Source organism: Cyanobium sp. LEGE 06113 (assembly GCF_015207615.1).
Genome location: NZ_JADEWM010000003.1, coordinates 1 through 17,294, shown reverse-complemented (window position 1 = coordinate 17,294; position 17,294 = coordinate 1). Strand labels below are relative to the sequence as shown.

General features: G+C 71.3%; 16 protein-coding genes and 2 pseudogenes. 5 read left to right on the top strand and 13 right to left on the bottom strand.

Translation table 11 applies throughout. The features are described 5' to 3' along the window. Positions 1-3: 3 nt before the first annotated feature. From IQ220_RS06220 to lysA, 10 genes are read right to left on the bottom strand one after another with little or no spacing between them, the layout of a single operon-like run. Entirely contained in the window at positions 4-1,428 is a 1,425-nt protein-coding gene (locus IQ220_RS06220) for a mechanosensitive ion channel domain-containing protein (RefSeq protein WP_193913765.1), read from the bottom strand. Continuing rightward, on the bottom strand, positions 1,428-1,952 hold the full coding sequence (locus IQ220_RS06215) for a hypothetical protein (RefSeq protein ID WP_193913762.1): 525 nt from the start codon (positions 1,950-1,952) through the stop codon (positions 1,428-1,430). Before IQ220_RS06215 ends, IQ220_RS06220 begins: the two co-directional genes overlap by 1 nt. After that, positions 1,952-2,305, bottom strand: coding sequence for a hypothetical protein (locus tag IQ220_RS15640; RefSeq protein WP_228008948.1), 354 nt, complete (start codon positions 2,303-2,305; stop codon positions 1,952-1,954). Before IQ220_RS15640 ends, IQ220_RS06215 begins: the two co-directional genes overlap by 1 nt. Next, entirely contained in the window at positions 2,224-2,985 is a 762-nt protein-coding gene (locus IQ220_RS06210; protein WP_228008947.1) for a hypothetical protein, read from the bottom strand. Before IQ220_RS06210 ends, IQ220_RS15640 begins: the two co-directional genes overlap by 82 nt. Then, on the bottom strand, positions 2,979-3,995 hold the full coding sequence (locus IQ220_RS06205; RefSeq protein ID WP_193913760.1) for a DUF952 domain-containing protein: 1,017 nt from the start codon (positions 3,993-3,995) through the stop codon (positions 2,979-2,981). Before IQ220_RS06205 ends, IQ220_RS06210 begins: the two co-directional genes overlap by 7 nt. Further along, complete coding sequence (locus tag IQ220_RS06200) at positions 3,988-4,947, bottom strand: rhodanese-related sulfurtransferase (RefSeq protein WP_193913758.1); 960 nt, start codon at positions 4,945-4,947, stop codon at positions 3,988-3,990. The genes IQ220_RS06205 and IQ220_RS06200 overlap by 8 nt, the downstream gene beginning before the upstream one ends. Before the next feature lie 10 nt (positions 4,948-4,957). After that, positions 4,958-5,929, bottom strand: a complete 972-nt coding sequence (bioB, locus tag IQ220_RS06195) for a biotin synthase BioB (protein WP_186696904.1) — start codon at positions 5,927-5,929, stop codon at positions 4,958-4,960. 57 nt (positions 5,930-5,986) lie between these two features. Further along, complete coding sequence (locus tag IQ220_RS06190; protein ID WP_193913756.1) at positions 5,987-6,763, bottom strand: isoprenyl transferase; 777 nt, start codon at positions 6,761-6,763, stop codon at positions 5,987-5,989. Next, positions 6,760-7,590, bottom strand: a complete 831-nt coding sequence (locus IQ220_RS06185; protein ID WP_186696906.1) for a diadenylate cyclase — start codon at positions 7,588-7,590, stop codon at positions 6,760-6,762. Before IQ220_RS06185 ends, IQ220_RS06190 begins: the two co-directional genes overlap by 4 nt. 21 nt (positions 7,591-7,611) lie before the next feature. After that, positions 7,612-9,036 carry a diaminopimelate decarboxylase gene (lysA, locus tag IQ220_RS06180; RefSeq protein WP_370566352.1) on the bottom strand — a complete coding sequence of 475 codons (1,425 nt, stop codon included), beginning with the start codon at positions 9,034-9,036 and terminating at the stop codon, positions 7,612-7,614. A gap of 44 nt (positions 9,037-9,080) precedes the next feature. Between lysA and IQ220_RS06175 the strand changes: the two genes are divergently transcribed. The 5 genes and pseudogenes from IQ220_RS06175 (at position 9,081) to IQ220_RS06155 (ending at position 15,127) form a co-directional block, all read left to right on the top strand. After that, on the top strand, positions 9,081-9,617 hold the full coding sequence (locus IQ220_RS06175; protein ID WP_193913751.1) for a GNAT family N-acetyltransferase: 537 nt from the start codon (positions 9,081-9,083) through the stop codon (positions 9,615-9,617). A gap of 162 nt (positions 9,618-9,779) precedes the next feature. Then, positions 9,780-12,357: pseudogene (locus tag IQ220_RS06170) on the top strand (ATP-dependent Clp protease ATP-binding subunit). A 63-nt stretch (positions 12,358-12,420) separates the two neighbouring features. Beyond that, positions 12,421-13,614: an iron-containing alcohol dehydrogenase family protein gene (locus IQ220_RS06165; protein ID WP_193913749.1), complete on the top strand. Its 1,194-nt coding sequence runs from the start codon at positions 12,421-12,423 to the stop codon at positions 13,612-13,614. A gap of 47 nt (positions 13,615-13,661) precedes the next feature. Continuing rightward, positions 13,662-14,522 (top strand): alpha/beta fold hydrolase, encoded by an 861-nt coding sequence (locus tag IQ220_RS06160; protein WP_228008990.1) that lies wholly within the window; start codon positions 13,662-13,664, stop codon positions 14,520-14,522. Continuing rightward, positions 14,519-15,127 (top strand): LmeA family phospholipid-binding protein, encoded by a 609-nt coding sequence (locus tag IQ220_RS06155; protein ID WP_228008946.1) that lies wholly within the window; start codon positions 14,519-14,521, stop codon positions 15,125-15,127. The genes IQ220_RS06160 and IQ220_RS06155 overlap by 4 nt, the downstream gene beginning before the upstream one ends. A gap of 6 nt (positions 15,128-15,133) precedes the next feature. On the opposite strand, the gene IQ220_RS06150 is transcribed toward IQ220_RS06155, so the two are convergent. The 3 genes and pseudogenes from IQ220_RS06150 to IQ220_RS16215 all read right to left on the bottom strand — a co-directional run. Next, on the bottom strand, positions 15,134-15,979 hold the full coding sequence (locus IQ220_RS06150) for a phosphatidate cytidylyltransferase (RefSeq protein WP_186696912.1): 846 nt from the start codon (positions 15,977-15,979) through the stop codon (positions 15,134-15,136). Next, entirely contained in the window at positions 15,976-16,629 is a 654-nt protein-coding gene (gene cbiT / locus IQ220_RS06145) for a precorrin-6Y C5,15-methyltransferase subunit CbiT (RefSeq protein ID WP_225875617.1), read from the bottom strand. The genes IQ220_RS06150 and cbiT overlap by 4 nt, the downstream gene beginning before the upstream one ends. 35 nt (positions 16,630-16,664) lie before the next feature. Further along, a pseudogene (locus tag IQ220_RS16215) lies at positions 16,665-17,294 on the bottom strand (lysine decarboxylase); the annotation flags it as partial.

Here is a 17,294-nt window from a genome sequence, read left to right as displayed (position 1 = left end):
CGTTCAGGTTCCATCCTGCGTTGACTGGAGAGATCCACCCAAGCGCGGCTCCAACACCCGCCGTAACCGCCCCCTGAGCCACTGCAAGGGATTGCCCAGATCCCCCTCCTGCAACAAGCCCCGCTCCCGCAGGCAGCTCTCGTAGCTGCGCAACACATCGCCGCGGCGGGCCAGGGCCTGCAGCACGATCTCGGCAAAGTCGGGCCGGTTCTCCAGCAGCAGGCGCACGTTGCCGCTGGGGATCTCGAACAGCACGGCGTCCTCCTGCACCCACATCGCCGTGGGGTAGGGCACCTGCAGCAGCAGCGGCAGCTCGCCGAAGAACTCACCGCGGCCGAAGCTGAACAGTCGGTGGCTGATGCGTTCGGTTTCGTGGATGGCGCTGATCCTCCCCTCCAGCACCAGATGCAGCGCCCGGCCTGGGGCTCCCTTCTCAACCAGCATCTGCCCCGCCGTCACCCGGCGGCGGGCGCCACTGCCCACCAGCTCCCGCAGGCGCCGCCCATCCATGTTGGCGAAGCAGGGGATGGCGGCCAGCTGTTCATCCAGATCAAAAGCCAGGGGCGCCCCAGGGCCGGCCTCGGGCAGCAACTGCAGAATCTGCTTCTCACCCAGCAGGTGGATGTCACGACTCTTCAGGGCCCTGTGGATCGCGTAGTTCATGGCGCTGCGCAGCAACAGCTGATTCTGGATCTCGGCCGTCCACACCCACAGCTCGAATTCCAGACCGTCGCGGCCGATCTGGTGCAGCACCACCTTGGGGGCGGGGTCATCCAGCACCCTCGGTTCCTCCAGGGCCACCGCCAGCAGCGCCTCGGTGACCAGCAGCGGATCGCTGCCGTGCATCACCCGCACCGCCAGATCCACCCGCCCCTGGGAGCTCAGGTAGCTGAGGTTGTGCACGAGCGTGTTGGTGATCAGGGCGTTGGGGAGCACGATCTCCGAGCCCTGGAAGGTGCGGATCACGGTGGAGCGGAACGAGATCTCGCGGATGAAACCCTGGGTGCCCTCGAACTCGATCAGATCGCCCACCTTCAGCTTGCCCTCCATCAGCAGGGTGAGGCCGCTGCTGAGATTGCGGGTGAGGTCCTGCAGCCCGAAGCCGAGGCCCACCCCCAGCGCCCCGAACAGCACCGCCAGGGCGCCGAAGTCGAGCCCCATGCCCTGGGCCACCGCCACGTAGCCGAAGGCCGCCAGGCCGATCGCCAGCAGCGTGCCGATCGCCTCGCGGCGGCCCTCCGGCAGGCCCAGCCACAGCAGCAGCCGCTTGGCCAGCAGGAAACGCAGCAGCCGGGCCGCCAGCGTCACCACCAGCAACAGCAGCCCCACCCCCAGCAGCCAGCCCAGGGTGATCGTCTGGCTGCCCAGGGGCAGCAGCGGCGCGTTGAACAGGCGGATCAGGCCGTCCCAGGCCAGCGCTGGGGTCATCACCGCCGCTCCAGCCGCCGGGCGCTGCGCCGCAGCCCCTCGGTGCAGTCGCCCTGCATCAGCAGGCCGGCGCCGCCCCACAGCAGCCGGGCCGGCAGGTCGGCCGCGCCGCCCCCCAGCTCCCGCAGCGGCTCAAAGCCCAGCTGGCGGAAGTAGCGCACCAGGCGGCGGTGCTGGCGGTCGTCATCGCGAATCGCCAGCAGCTGCGCCCGGCGGCAGGGGGTGGCCTCCAGGGCCCAGGCGAAGCTGGCCGCCCAGATCAGTGCCCCCACCGCGGCGCTCTCCTCTCCCTGCACCCGCATCGTGTCGAGCCGAAGCCCAGCGGCCGTGGGCAGGGCCCAGCCCTTCAGCTCCCCCAGCAACACCAGCCGCTCCTCCTGGGCGCCCCCAGCCTGGCGGCGGGCCACCCCCACCCGCAAGCTCCAGCCCACGGCGGCCAGGCGCCCCACCTGCAGCCGCAGCAGCAGGCCCCGCTGGCGGGCCTGCGCTTCCAGCTGGGCCAGGCTCGGCAGATCGGGCTCCATTACGCCGGCTTGCCGCAGCTGGGGCAGTAGGGGAAGCAGGCGTAATGCAGCGCGCCGCACTGGCTGCAGTCGTGCTGCAGCTGCAGGCCGCAGTGCATGCAGTAGTTGGGCAGCACGCCCTCCCGCCGCGGCAGGCTGCGCTCGCAGCTGGGGCACTGGCTGCGCGCCAGCGACTGCAGGGCCTTCTCGTAGCGGATCGTGTGCTGGCGCTGCTCCTGCGGCGCCGCCTGCTCCTGCTGTTTGCGCGCCAGGTAGCCATTCAGCCAGCGGATCAGGGCCCGGCCCACCAGGAAGGTGAGCAGGGCACCCACCCCATAGCGGATGTAGGCGCCGAAGCTGGGCAGATAGGGCACCAGCTCCACGAAGAAGGCGAACAGGCCGAACAGCAGGAAGCCCCACACGAAGGGCCACTGGTCGCTGCGGCGGAAGCGGCGGAACTGCCACAGCGACAGCCCCAGCAGCGGCCCCACCAGCAACAGCCGGATGCCGAAGGCTGCAGTTCGGCCCGCTGCCGGGCCGCCTGGAAGCGCCCCTGGGCCTCGGACTGCAGCAGCTGCAGCTGCTGCCGGGGCACCGCAATCGAGGCCTGCACCTGCCGCAAGCGGGCCGCCAGTGCCGCCTGCTCGCCGCTGAGCTGCTGTTGCTGCTGCAGCAGCCCGTCGAGCTGGCGGGCCCGGGCGATCACCTCCGGGTTCTGGTCAGACTGGGCCGTGGCCGAGCGGGTGGAGCGCCAGTTGTCGAAGCTGGCCTTCTCGCGCTCGTAGCGGGCCTGGGCCTGCTGCTGGCGCTCGCCCAGGCGCTCGGCCTGCTCCTGCAGCGCCTCGCGGCGGCTCTGCAGCGGTTGCAGCTCGGCCTCCAGGGCCGTTTTGGCGGGCTGGTCGAGGAACTGCTCGAGTCTGGGCGGGCTGGAGAGCAGGGGCAGGTCGGCGATCAGCGCCCCGCCCACCTGGATCAGGAAGTAGGCGAACAGCAGGGCGATCAGCCACTGGCCGGCGCGCACCAGCCGTTCCGGACCTCGGGAGGGGTTCACCATCGTGAGCTCCGGCTTGGCCCATCCTCAGGGCACCAGGGCCAGGCCGCCAGCACCGCCGCCAGCGGCAAGGGCCCGTGCAGGTGAGGAAACAGCTCGCCGCTGTGCGGCGCCGGCTCCAGCCGCACCACCGCGCCCGCCGCCGCCAGCCGATCCGGGTCGAGCACCAGCAGCCTCAGCTCGGCGGGATCGAGGTCGGCGTAGAAGCGGCCATGGCTGGCGGCCAGCTGGTGGGCCTGGCTGAGGTGGATGAAGCCCTCCTGCTCCAGCGAGCGGCCGCGGGTGGAGCGGCGGTAGCTGCCGGCGGCCTGTGCCGCCTGCCACTCCTGCCGCAAGGCCAGGTGATAGAGCCAGCCGGGCGACCACCACCCCTGGCGGGCCGCCCAGGGCGGATCCAGCACCGCCGCCAGTTCCGCTCCGGCCAGAAAGCGGCCCAGCCAGGCCTGCAACGGCTGCAGCGCCGCTTCGGCGTCAAAGCGCTGCGGATCGGCCAGGCGGAACTGGCGCACAAACGGCAGCAGGGCCATGTCGGCCAGGGACGGCCGCTCGCCCAGCAGCCAGCCGCCGGACGCCAGCCGTTGGTTCCAGCGGCGCATGATCGCCAGGGCCGCCTGGCGGTGGCTCTCCTGCTCCCCCTCGGCACCAAACCGGCCGGCGTACTTGTAGCGGTCCAGGTGGTGCTTGAACGGCCCGTCGTTCTCCGCGATCAGCGCCTCGATGGCGGCGGCCTCGGCCGCGCTCCAGCCCTGCAGCCAGCCGTGGGGATCGCGGCGCGCCAGGGCCCAGCCCATCACCGCCAGGCTTTCCTCGATCACCCGCTCCCCCTGCACCAGCACCGGCACCGTGCCCTTGGCCGACGCCGCCAGCAGCTCCGGCGGCTTGGCCTTGAGGCTCACCTCCCGCAGCTCCAGATCCACGCCGGGCTTCAGCCCCGCCGCCGCCAGGGCCAGCCGCGCCCGGATCGCATAGGGGCAGCGGCGGAAGCTGTAGAGGATCGGCCGCGCTTCAGCCACCGCTGCTGGGCGGCACCGGAAAGCGCCGGCCGAGGTGGTCCTCGCCGCGCTGGCGGGCCAGCGCCATCTGGCGCTGGCGCTCGGCGTAGCGCAGGCGATCAGCGCTGTTCTGACGATCGACGCAGTGGCGGCAGCTCACCCCCTCGGCGTAGCTGGGCAGCTGGCGGTCGGCGGCGGTGAGGGGCATGCGGCAGCCGTGGCAGAGGCTGGCCTCGCCCGGCTCCAGCTGGTGATTCACGGCCACCCGCTGGTCGAACACGAAGCACTCTCCCCGCCAGCTGCTGCCCAGCTGAGGCCGTTCCTCAAGGTAGCGCAGGATGCCGCCATGCAGGTGGTGCACCCCCTCAAAACCCTGCTGCAGCAGGTGGGCCGTGGCCTTCTCACAGCGGATGCCGCCGGTGCAGAACAGGGCGATCGCCTTGGGGCGGCGCTGCTCCACCAGGGGCCGCAGCTGCTGCTCCACCCAGGCGGGGAACTGCCGGAAGCTGGTGGTGCCCGGGTCGATGGCGTCGTCAAAGCTGCCCAGGGCCACCTCGTAGGCGTTGCGGGTGTCCACCACCAGCGTGTCTGGATCGCGAATCAGGGCCTCCCACTGATCGGGCGCCACGTGGCGGCCCACCGACGCCGCCAGGTAGGGGCGCAGGGAGGCATCGCCCAGGGTGACGATCTCGCGCTTGAGCCGCACCTTGAGCCGGTGAAAGGCCTGCTGGGGCGCCTCGGCCCGCTTCACCTCCAGGGCGGCCAGGCGCGGATCGGCCCGCAGCAGCTCCAGCAGCGCCTCCACCGCCTCGGCTGGCCCGCTCACCGTGCCGTTCACGCCCTCCGGCGCCAGCAGCACCGTGCCCCGCACGCCGCCGGCCTCGCCGCAGGCCAGCAGGCTTTGGCGCAAGGGCGGCAGCTCCGCCGGATCGAAGGCGGCGAAGCGGTAGAAGGCAGCCAGGCTCAGGCCCATGGGGAGCGGCTCAGGCAGGGCACAGCGCCGCCGCCGCCCCCTCCACCGTCACGCCGGCGGCGGCGAGTAGGGCCTGGTCGGCGGCCACGTCGGGGTTGCCGGTGGTGAGCAGGGTGTCGCCGTAGAAGATCGAATCGGCGCCGGCCAGCAGGCAGAGGATCTGGGCCTCGCGGCTGAGCTGTTCGCGGCCGGCACTGAGCCGCACGCGGCTGCTGGGCATCAGGATCCGGGCCGTGGCCACCATCCGCACCAGCTCCAGCGGATCCAGCGGCGGCTGCTCCTGCAGCGGCGTGCCCTCCACCGCCACCAGGGCATTGATCGGCACGCTCTCGGGGTGGGGATCGAGGTTGGCCAGCACCTCGAGCAGCCCGGCCCGGTCGCTGAGTGCCTCGCCCATGCCGATGATGCCGCCGCAGCAGACGGTCACCCCGGCCCGCCGCACCCGCGCCAGGGTCTCGAGCCGCTCCTGGTAGGTGCGGGTGCTGATGATGCGCTCGTAGTGCTCCGGGCTGGTGTCGAGGTTGTGGTTGTAGGCGGTGAGGCCCGCCTCGGCCAGCCGGGCGGCCTGGGCGTCACTGAGCATGCCGGCGGTCACGCAGGCCTCCAGGCCCAGCGCACGCACGCCGCGCACCATCTGCAGCATCGCCTCGAAGGGCGCCCCGTCGCGGATCTCACGCCAGGCCCAGCCCATGCAGAAGCGATGGGCACCCGCCTGCCTGGCCGCCCGGGCCCGCGCCAGCACGGGCTCCACCTCGAGCTCCGGCCGGCCGCTCACATCGGCGCTGTGGTGCATCGACTGGGGGCAGTAGGCGCAGTCCTCCTCACAGCCGCCGGTCTTGACGCTCAGCAGCGAGGCCAGCTGCACCCGGTAGCCGGGGTTGGCCTGGCGGTGCACCTGCTGGGCCTGCCAGAGCAGCTCCATCAGCGGCGCCTCCAGCAGGGCCTGGATCTCGGCGCGGGTCCAGTCGTGGCGGTGGGTCACTGAGCGGGGCGGGGAAAGGGCAGGGTGGGAAGGGTGGACAGCCAGGGCGGAGGCCGCTCAGGGGGCCGGGTCCACACCGCCGAAACGGCGCTGGCGGTTCTGATAGTCCAGCAGGGCGGCGTGCAGGGCCTCGCCGTCGAAATCGGGCCACAGCACATCGGTGATGTGCAGCTCGGCGTAGGCCAGCTGCCACAGCAGGAAGTTGCTGATGCGGTGTTCGCCGCTGGTGCGGATCAGCAGATCGGGATCCAGCTGGCCGGCGGTGTGCAGTTCGGCGGCAAAGCACTGCTCGTCGATGCTGGCCGGGTCCAGCTCCCCTTCGGCCGCCCGCTGCGCCAGGCGCCGGGCCGCCCGCACCAGCTCCGCCCGGCCGCCGTAGTTGGTGCAGACGTTGAAGCGGATGCCGCTGCCGGCGGCGGTGCGGGCGGTGGCCTTGGCGATCAGGTTCTGCAGGCCCAGGGGCAGGGGCTCCAGATCCCCCAGAAAGCGGATGCACACCTCTTCGCGCTCGAGGCCCTCGATCTCCCGCTGCAGCACCCGCTCGAACAGGGCCATCAGGAAGTTCACCTCCTCGCCGGGCCGGTTCCAGTTTTCGGTGGAGAAGGCATAGGCCGTGAGGGCGCCCACGCCCCAGTCGCTGCAGAGCCGCAGGGTGCGCTTGAGCGCTTCCACCCCGGCCCGGTGGCCCACCACCCGGGGCAGGCCGCGCCGCTGGGCCCAGCGACCGTTGCCGTCCATGATCACCGCCACATGGGCCGGCAGCCGGGCGGGATCCAGCCCCGCCGGCAAGGGATGGGTCTGCCTTGTGCTGCTGGTCGCCAGGGCGCGACTCATCCGCGGGAATCCGGCGTGTCCTTGGTCACGGTACGCCCGCCGGCCTGGGCCAGCGCCCGGGTGAGCAGATCATGAAGACGGCTGCTGGTGATCGGCCTCTCCAGGCGGCCCTGGCAGGCCAGGGCCAGGGTGCCCGTCTCCTCGGACACCACGATCGCCAGACAGCGGTCGAAGCGCTCCGTGAGGCCGATGGCGGCCAGGTGGCGGGTGCCATAGCGGTTCATCCCCTGGCGCGAGAGCGGCAGGATCACGCCCGCCGCCAGGATGCGGTTGCCCTTCACCAGCACCGCGCCGTCATGGAGGGGGGTGTCGGCGGCGAAGAGGTTGAGCAGCAGATCCACCGAGAGCTGGGCGTCGATGGCCAGGCCGGGGCTGAGGAAGTCCTCAGGGCGCAGGTCGCTGCCCAGATCCACCACGATCAGGCCGCCGCGCCGCGCCTGGGAGAGGCGTCCGGCCGCCTCACTCAGCACCCCCACCGAGCTGGACATCAGCTGGTCGCGGCTGCGGTTGCCGAACAGCAGCCCCAGCCGGCCCGTGCCCAGCAATTCCATCAGCCGCCGCAGTTCCCCCTGCCAGAGGATCGCCAGGGCCAGGCTGCAGGCCAGCACCAGGGCATCCACCAGCTTGGTGGTGAGCGGCAGGTTGGCGAAGCGCTGCACCAGCCAGGCCATCGCCACCAGCAGCAGGTAGCCGCGCAGCAGCCACAGCGTGCGCGCCTCGGTGACCCGGCCCAGCACCACCATGCCGAGGGCCGTGGCGCAGACCAGATCAATCAACAGACGCCAATCCAGCAGCCGAAGCCAACCTTCCAGCCACGGCCCGGTCACGCCTGAACCCAATTCTCGGCGTCAGATTACCGGCGTCAGGCGCGCTGGCAGAACGTCGTAGCGCAGTAGGTCTTCCGGCTGCTCGCGGCGCTGCACCAGCTCCGCCTGACCCTCATGCACCAGCACCGCCGCCGGCCGTGGGATGCGGTTGTAGTTGGAGGCCATCGAGGCGTTGTAGGCGCCGGTGGCGAACACGGCCAGCAGGTCGCCACTGGTGGCCGGCGGCAGGGCGATCTCCGGCAGCAGCACATCGCCTGATTCGCAGTGCTTGCCCGCCACCGTCACGGTCTCACTGGCCTCAGCGGTGGGCCGGTCCACGAGCAGGGCGGTGTACTGCGACTGATAGGTGATCGGGCGGGGGTTGTCGCTCATGCCGCCATCCACGGAGAGGTAGGTGCGCAGGCCCGGGATGGCCTTGCGGCTGCCCAGTTCGTACACCGTGACTCCGGCGGTGGCCACCAGGGAGCGGCCCGGCTCACACAGCAGGCGGGGCAGGTCGAGCCCCCGCTCGCGGCAGGCCGCCGCCAACGCCCCGGCCACCGTGCTCACCCAGGCCTGGATGGTGGGCGGGTCGTCGCTGGCGACGTAGCGAATGCCCAGACCACCGCCCACATTGAGGTCGCTCACGGGGTGGCCGTGGCCACGGGCCTGGGCCAGGGCGTCAGCCATCACGCCGGCCAGGTCGTGGTGGGGCTGGAGCTCGAAGATCTGGGAGCCGATGTGGGCGTGCAGCCCGGTGAGGCGCGCCCAGCTGCAGCTGGCCAGGTGGCCCAGCACCTGGGGCAGCTGCTCGGGGTCGAAGCCGAACTTGCTGTCCAGGTGGCCGGTGCGGATGTACTCGTGGGTGTGGCACTCGATGCCTGGCGTGAAGCGCAGCATCAGCCGCACCGGCTGCGCCAGGGAGGGGGCCAGGGCGCTGAGCAGCTCGATGTCGCGCCAGTTATCCAGCACCACCGTGACGCCCGCCTGGGCCGCCAGGGCCAGCTCCTCGGGGCTCTTGTTGTTGCCGTGCAGCACGATGCGCTCGGGCGGCATGCCCCCGCCCAGGGCGGTGAGCAGTTCCCCGGCGGACACGGCATCGAGCCCCAGCCCTTCCTGCGCCACCAGGGCGGTGATCGCCAGGGAGCTGTTGGCCTTGGAGGCATAGAGGGCCAGGGAGGGGCCGGGGTAGGAGGCGGCCAGGGCGTCGCGGTAGGCCCGGCAGCTGGAGCGCAGGGTGGCCTCATCCAGCACGTAGAGGGGCGTGCCGTAGGTGCGGGCCAGATCGCTCAGGCGGCAGCCCCCCACCACCAGGCGCCCCTCGGCGTCGAGGCCGCTGCTGATCGGGGCCAGGTTGCGGTTGGGGCTGGAGGCATCGCAGCCGCTCTCGAAGGGCTGCTGGGCCAGCGCCGCCTGGGGCGCTGGCTCGGAGGCTGGCTCGGTCCCGGTGACGGGCTCGCTGGACATCACCATGGAAAGACCGCAGGTCGGGGGCGCGACGACACAGACGAATGTACGGAAACAACCGAGGCAGCAGGGGGCCCGGCGAGCCGGTTGAGGGCGGCCTGCGCCTCAGCCGGCTGGGCCCTGGGCAGCTGGCGGCCTGCCAGGACCTCGACGCCGCCGCCCTGGGCCAGCTCTGGAGCACCGCCCAGTGGCAGGCGGAGCTGGCCGATGCGGCGCGCCTGGCGATGGGCCTCTGGCAGGGGGACGCCCTGGTGGCGATGGCCTGCGGCTGGCTGATCGTCGATGAGTTGCACATCACCCTGGTGGCGGTGCGGCCGCAGCAGCGGCGCCGCGGCCTGGGGCGGCAGGTGCTGCAGGCCCTGCTGGCGGAGGGCCAGGGCCGCGGCGCCAGGGCCGCCACCCTGGAGGTGGCTGAGGGCAACCGAGCCGCCCTGGGCCTGTACGGCGCTCTGGGGTTCAGCAGCCGCGGCAGGCGTCGCGATTACTACCGCAGTGGCGAGGCGGCCCTGATCCAATGGCTGCCCCTCACGCAGCCGCGCCCAGGCGATCGAGCGGACAACACGATCGACCGGTGCGGATAACCGGCTTTTCTTATTGCACAAGAGCTGCAATTTGCTGGTCTGAATTGCACTGAAAAGCGGCCAGCCTCTTGCCATCACTGGCTTTAGCGAACTGAGCTCCCCGCAACCACACCACCCTTTCAACCCTGATAGGTTGGGTGAACTTGCACCAGGCCCCGCCCCATGTTCGAGCGGTTTACCGAGAAGGCCATCAAGGTGATCATGCTGGCCCAGGAAGAGGCCCGCCGCCTTGGTCACAACTTTGTGGGCACTGAGCAGATCCTGCTGGGTCTGATCGGCGAGGGCACCGGCGTCGCCGCCAAAGTGCTCAAGTCGATGGGCGTGAACCTCAAGGACGCCCGCGTCGAGGTGGAGAAGATCATCGGCCGTGGCTCCGGATTCGTGGCCGTTGAGATCCCCTTCACCCCCCGCGCCAAGCGCGTTCTGGAGCTGTCCCTGGAGGAAGCCCGCCAGCTGGGCCACAACTACATCGGCACCGAGCACCTGCTGCTCGGCCTGATCCGTGAGGGCGAGGGCGTCGCCGCCCGGGTGCTCGAGAACCTCGGTGTCGACCTGGCCAAGGTGCGCACCCAGGTGATCCGCATGCTCGGCGAGACCGCCGAAGTGGCCGCCGGTGGTGGCAGCAAGGGCTCCACCAAGACCCCCACCCTGGACGAGTTCGGCAGCAACCTCACCCAGCAGGCCTCCGACGGCAAGCTCGATCCGGTGGTCGGCCGGCAGAAGGAGATCGAGCGGGTGATCCAGATCCTGGGGCGCCGCACCAAGAACAACCCCGTGCTGATCGGCGAGCCCGGCGTCGGCAAGACCGCCATCGCCGAGGGCCTCGCCCAGCGCATCAACTCCGGCGACATCCCCGACATCCTCGAGGAAAAGCGCGTTCTCACCCTGGACATCGGCCTGCTCGTCGCTGGTACCAAATACCGCGGTGAGTTCGAGGAGCGCCTCAAGAAAATCATGGAGGAGATCCGAGGTGCCGGCAACGTGATCCTCGTGATCGACGAAGTGCACACCCTGATCGGCGCCGGCGCCGCCGAAGGCGCCATTGACGCCGCCAACATCCTCAAGCCGGCCCTGGCCCGCGGCGAGCTGCAGTGCATCGGCGCCACCACTCTCGACGAATACCGCAAGCACATCGAGCGGGATGCGGCCCTGGAACGCCGCTTCCAGCCCGTGATGGTGGGTGAGCCCTCCGTGGAAGACACCATTGAGATCCTGCGTGGCCTGCGGGAGCGCTACGAGGAGCACCACCGGCTCAAGATCGCCGACGAGGCCCTGGTTGCCGCAGCCACCCTGGGCGACCGCTACATCTCCGACCGCTTCCTGCCGGACAAGGCGATCGACCTGATCGACGAGGCCGCAGCCGGGTGCGGCTGATGAACTCCAAGCTGCCCCCTGCCGCCAAGGAGGTGGACAAGCAGCTGCGCGGTGTGCAGAAGGAGAAGGAGGAAGCCGTGCGCGAGCAGGACTTCACCAAGGCCGGCGAACTGCGTGACCGCGAAGTGGAGCTGCGCGATCAGATCCGCACGATCCTGCAGGCCCGCAAAGAGGACGAAACGCCCTCCCCTGAGGCTGAGTCTGCGGCTCCCGATCTGGGCACGGTGACGGCCCTGATCGGCAACGCCGACCCCGACCGCGCTCCGATGGTGTCCGAGGAGGACATCGCCCACATCGTGGCCTCCTGGCTGGTGTGCCCGTGCAGAAGCTCACCGAGAGCGAGTCGGCCAAGCTGCTGAACATGGAGGAAACCCTCCACCAGCGGCTGATCGGCCAGGACGAAGCTGTCAAGGCGGTGTCCCGTGCCATTCGCCGCGCCCGGGTGGGTCTCAAGAACCCCAACCGGCCGATTGCCAGCTTCATCTTCTCCGGTCCCACCGGCGTCGGCAAGACCGAGCTCACCAAGTCGCTGGCGGCCTACTTCTTCGGCAGTGAGGAGGCGATGATCCGACTCGACATGTCCGAGTTCATGGAGCGCCACACGGTCAGCAAGCTGATCGGCTCGCCTCCTGGCTACGTGGGCTTCAACGAGGGCGGCCAGCTCACCGAAGCGGTGCGGCGCCGGCCCTACACCGTGGTGCTGTTCGACGAGATCGAGAAGGCTCACCCCGACGTGTTCAACCTGCTGCTGCAGCTGCTGGAGGACGGTCGCCTGACCGACTCCAAGGGCCGCACGGTGGACTTCAAGAACACCCTGATCATCATGACCTCGAACATCGGTTCGAAGGTGATCGAGAAGGGTGGCGGCGGACTCGGCTTTGAGTTCTCCGGCGGTGCCGCCGAAGACACCCAGTACAACCGCATCCGTTCGCTTGTGAATGAGGAGCTGAAGCAGTACTTCCGCCCCGAATTCCTCAACCGTCTCGACGAAATCATCGTCTTCCGCCAACTCACCCGCGACGAGGTGAAAGAGATCGCCGAGATCATGCTCAAGGAGGTGTTCCAGCGCATGGATGACAAGGGCATCCACCTCTCCGTCACCGAGGCCTTCAAGGAACGGCTGGTGGAAGAGGGCTACAACCCCTCCTACGGCGCCCGTCCCCTGCGCCGGGCCGTGATGCGCCTCCTGGAAGACTCCCTGGCCGAGGAGTTCCTCTCGGGCCGGATCAGCGAGGGCGATTCCGCCCTGGTCGATGTGGGCGAGGACAAGCAGGTGGTGATCCGCAAGCAGAGCGCCCTGCCCGTGATGCCCGAACTCGCCGGCGCCGCGCCTGAGGCCTGCCGCCCCTGGCTGCCTCCCTGCTGAGGCAGCCGTCTTCAACCGCCCGGCTCAGCAGCTGGGCGGTTTTATGTTCATTACGATGGGTTGATGCGCCAGCGTTCCCGCCGGGGCTCTGTGGAGCCCACCAGCCCAGCCCGCGATCGGGCGGTTGCCGCTGCCTCGGCCCCGGCCACACCTCAGGCCCACCGCATCGCCCCCGCCGAGGTGCTGCGTGGTGAGGGGGCCTGGCAGCAGGCCCTGCCCCGCATCACCCGCCTCTGCCACCGCCCCCTGTTACTGGGGCGAGGGCCCGCCACGCTGCCGCTGCGGCAGAAGCTGGAGCAGAGCCTGCGCCAGGAGGGGCTGACGCCCCAGCTCGAGCGGCTGGAGCACGACTGCTGCGAGCTGGACCTGGAGCGCCTGGGGCGCAGCCTGGCTGACGGCGGCAGCGAGGGCCGACCCGATGCCGTGATCGCCAGCGGCGGCGGCAAGGTGCTGGACGCCGGCAAGCTGCTGGCTCACCGCCACGGCCTGCCCTGCGTCACCGTGCCCACCAGCGCCGCCACCTGCGCCGGCTGGACGGCCCTGGCCAACGTCTACAGCCCGGAGGGCGCCTTTCAGCACGATGTGGAGCTGCGGCGCTGCCCCGAGCTGCTCGTGTTCGACCATGCGCTGGTGCGCACCGCCCCGGCCCGCACCCTGGCCAGTGGCATCGCCGACGCCCTGGCCAAGTGGTACGAGGCCTCGGTGAGCTCCGCGGCCAGCAGCGACGGACTGATTCAGCAGGCCGTGCAGATGGCCCGGGTGCTGCGAGACCAGCTGCTGTTCGACGCCGAACAGGCCCTGCTGGACAGCAGCAGCGAGGCCTGGGTGCGGGTGGCGGAGGCCTGTGGCCTCACCGCCGGGCTGATGGGTGGCATCGGCGGTGCCCGCTGCCGCACCGTGGCCGCCCACGCCGTGCACAACGGCCTCACCCAGCTCAGCGCCAGCCATGGCGCCCTGCATGGCGAGAAGGTGGGCTTCGGCATCCTGGTGCAGCTGCGGCTGGAGGAAGTGCTGGGGGGCAATCAGCTGGCCGGCCAGGCCCGGCGGCAGCTGCTGCCCCTGTTTCGCCAGCTCGACCTGCCCGCTGATCTGGCCGATCTGGGCCTGGGCCAGGCCACCCTGGAGCAGCTGCAGCAGGCCTGTGCCTTTGCCTGCGCCCCCGGCTCCGACCTGCACCACCTGCCCTTCAGCGTCAGCGCCATCGATCTGATGGCCGCCCTGGTGAGCACCCGCTGCGGCGAGCGGGTCGCCGCGTGAGCGCCGCTGCTGAGGCCTGCGGCCCGCTTGAGCTCAGCTCCCAGGCCCTGGTGGAGCGGGCGGCCCGGGAGCTGCTCGATCCCCAGGGCCGCGCCCTGGCCCAGGCCGTGCAGTGGTGGCCCCTGCAGGGCCTGCCCGACCTCTGGCCCGTGGCGGTGCTCGGCCAGGGGCCACCGCTGCTGCTGCTGCACGGCTTCGACAGTTCCTTTCTGGAGTTCCGGCGCATCGCCCCACGGCTGGCCCAGAGCCATCAGCTGTTCATCCCCGACCTGTTCGGCTTCGGCTTCTGCCCCCGTCCCGCCCAGGCGGCCTATGGCCCCGCCGCCGTGCTGGAGCACCTCACCGCCCTGCTGGCGGCCATCGCCAGCCGCAGCCCGGAGGCCGCACCGCTCGGCCTGATCGGCGCCTCGATGGGCGGCTCCGTGGCCGTGGAGCTGGCCCGCCGCCACCCCGGGCAGATCAGCCGCCTGCTGTTGCTGGCCCCCGCCGGCCTCACCGGCCGGCCCATGCCCCTGCCGCCGCTGCTGGATGGACTCGGGGTGCGCTTCCTGGCCCGGCCCGGTGTGCGGAAGGGCCTCTGCCGCAGCGCCTTCGCCGATCCCGATCGGGATGTGGGCCCCGCCGAACTGGAAATCGCCTCCCTGCACCTCGCCGCGCCGGGATGGGGCCAGGCCCTGGGGCGTTTCGCCCGCTCAGGCGGCTTCGCCGGCTGCGGTGCTCCGCTGCCGCCCCAGCCGATCGCGGTGCTGTGGGGGGCCAACGACCGCATCCTGCGTCAGCCCCAGAAACGCGCCGCCCTGGCCCTGCTCGGGGAGCGGGTGCGGGAGCTGGAGCCGTGCGGCCACCTGCCCCACATCGACCAGCCGGAGTGCGTGGCCGCCACCTGGCTGGCCGGCAACGGCGCATGAGTGGCCCCCTGCTGCAGTTGCTGGCAACGGGCCTGCAGCTGTGGATTCGCCGCCAGTGTGAGCAGATCGGCGCCCTCTCGCTGGAGCTGGAGGGCCGGGATCTGCAGCTGCTGCGCGGCCGGCTGGCCGGGGCCCAGCTCCAGGCCCGGCAGGTGCGCTACCGGGGGCTGGAACTCGACGCGGTGACGCTCACGAGCGAGCCGATCAGCCTCCAGGTGGCTGGACTGCGGCGGGGCCAGGCCATCGAGCTGGGTCAGCCCTTCGGGATCAGGGGGGAGGTGCGGTTCAGCCCCGAGGGGCTGGAGCACTCCCTGGCCCAGGCGAGCTGGCAACCCCTGGCCGACCAGCTCGCCGGCCAGCTGCTCGGAAGCGCCGCCTGGCGGGGGAGCAGCCTCAGCCTCCGCCGGGAGCACCTGGTATTGAGAAGCCATGGGGCGCTGGAGCTGGAAACGAGCCTGAGCGCGGAGGCCGGCACGGTGCTGATCCGTGCCGTGGATGGCAGCGCCGAGCTGCGGCTGCCGATGGACCCGGCCGTGCGGATCGAGCGGGCCGCCGTGGAGAACGGCCGGCTGGTGCTGCAGGGCCGGGCCACGGTGACGCCCTGAAGCCCCTCAGGACTCAAGCAGCGGCAGCACCAGGGTGACCAGCGAATAGACCACCGCCGGCACGAACAGGTAGCTGTCGATGCGATCGAGGATGCCGCCATGGCCGGGGATCGCATCGCCGGAATCCTTCAGGCCCGCATCGCGCTTCATCATCGACTCGGTGAGATCCCCCACCAGGGCGAACAGGGCCACCACCGCCCCCAGCACCGCCCCGATCAGCCAGCCCCAGCTCCAGCCGATCCAGAAGCCCCCCACCGCCCCGACGGCCATCGCACAGGCCACCCCCCCCAGGGCGCCCTCCACCGTCTTGCCCGGCGAGATCGGCGAGAGCGGCCGCCGGCCCAGCCGCCGGCCGATGGCGTAGGAGCCGATGTCCGTGGCCACGATCAGAAAGCAGGCCAGCAGCGTGAGCTCGAGGCCGGAGTCGGGCAGATCGCGCAGCTTGATCCAGTGGCTGGGCAGAAAGCCCAGGTAGAAGAGGCCGAACACCGAGGCGGCGATGTCGGCGATGGTGCCGGTGACGGGCTGCAGCAGCAGCCAGCCGCAGATCACCGCGCCGGAGGCGGGCAGCACCGCCGCGGCCACATCGCCGGCCAGCCAGCTGTCGGTGCCGGCGAGCTGGGTGGTGGCCAGCAGCAGCTGCACCGCCACCAGGGTGGTCTTGGTGGCGGGCCGAATGCCCTTGAACTGGGCCATGCGGAAGAACTCCAGCAGCCCCAGATGCACGATCACGCCCACGGCCACGGTGAACCACCAGCCGCCGAGCATCACCACCACGAAGCCGAAGCCCCCGGCCGCCCAGCCGCTCAGCAGGCGCGGCAGTGATGTGCTGGTGCGGGGCTGTGGAATCACGGCCGCTCAGCGGCGATCAGGAACAGGGGCTCAGCCGCGGCCAGCTTGGCCTGGCTGCCGCGGCGCTGCATGCGGTGCACGGTGGCCTGCACCACCTGCACATCGCGGGCGGCGAGCTGCCCCAGGGTGTCGGTGGCATCCACCAGGCCCTCCAGGCTGGCGGTGCTGATCACCAGCCGCCCCGCCGGCTGCAGCGCCTGCCACACCACCCGCAGCACATCGCCGAGGGGCCGGCCCACCTCCAGCACCACCCGGTCGGGGGCGGGGGGCAGGGCCGCCAGATCGTCGGGAGCCGCGCCGGGGTGGATGTGGAGGTTGACAATGCCGAGCCGCTGGCGGTTCTGCTCCAGCAGGGCAATGGCTTCCGGGTCGCGCTCGAGCGTGTGCACCTGGCCCCGGGGCATCAGGCGGGCGATCTCCAGGGCCAGGGCGCCGGTGCCGCCGCCCACGTCCCACACCAGGGAATCGGCCCGCGGCCGCAGGTGGGCCAGCAGCATCACCCGCAGCTCCATCGGTGTGGGGCTGAAGCCCGGCGCCGCATCAAAGACGCCATCGGGCAGTCCGGGGGTGACGAAATCCCACTGATAGGGAGGCGTCGGAGACGCTGCAGTGGGGTCGTCGATCACCGGCGAGGCCTGTGGAGCGCGCAAAACAGGGGGCGTGGCACGCCGCTGGCGATCCCGCGTCAGCCCACCACAACCCTCACCGTATCAGCGATCAGGCCGGGCCAGAGGTGCCGTTGCCGCTGCAGCCAGTGGGCCCGGGCCGGATCGATGCGCTCTCCCGGAATCAGCAGTGGAATCCCCGGGGGATAGGGGCAGAGGGGCTCAGCAGCGATCCGGCCCGCCGCCGCCGCCAGGGGCACGGGCTCTGCGGCGGCCCGCCAGGCCAGGGCCACCGGCATCTCCGGTTGTGCCACCGCCGCCAGAGGCGGGGGACTGAAGGGCGGCAGCGGCGCACCGCCCAGGGCCTGGCGCAGGGCGGACAGCGCCCCAGGCAACCGCCGCACCACCCCGGCCGGAGGCACCACTCCCAGACAGAAGGTGAGGCTGCCGGGCTCCGCCAGCTCCGCGATCACCCCCCGCTCCAGCAACCAGCGATCGGCCTCCACCCCATTGAGGCCCATCGCGGCCGTGGGCAGCACAAGCCGCAGCGGGTCCTGACTGGCCAGCAGCGGCAGATCCAGGCGGCGGCAGCGGCGTGCTGCAGGTGGTGGGCTTTCCACCAACTGGGGCCCATCTGGCCCGAGGAGCAGGCCACCAGGGAGCCGATCCACCACACCATGCGCGGAGCTCGGTAGCTGCCGTGGGTGAGC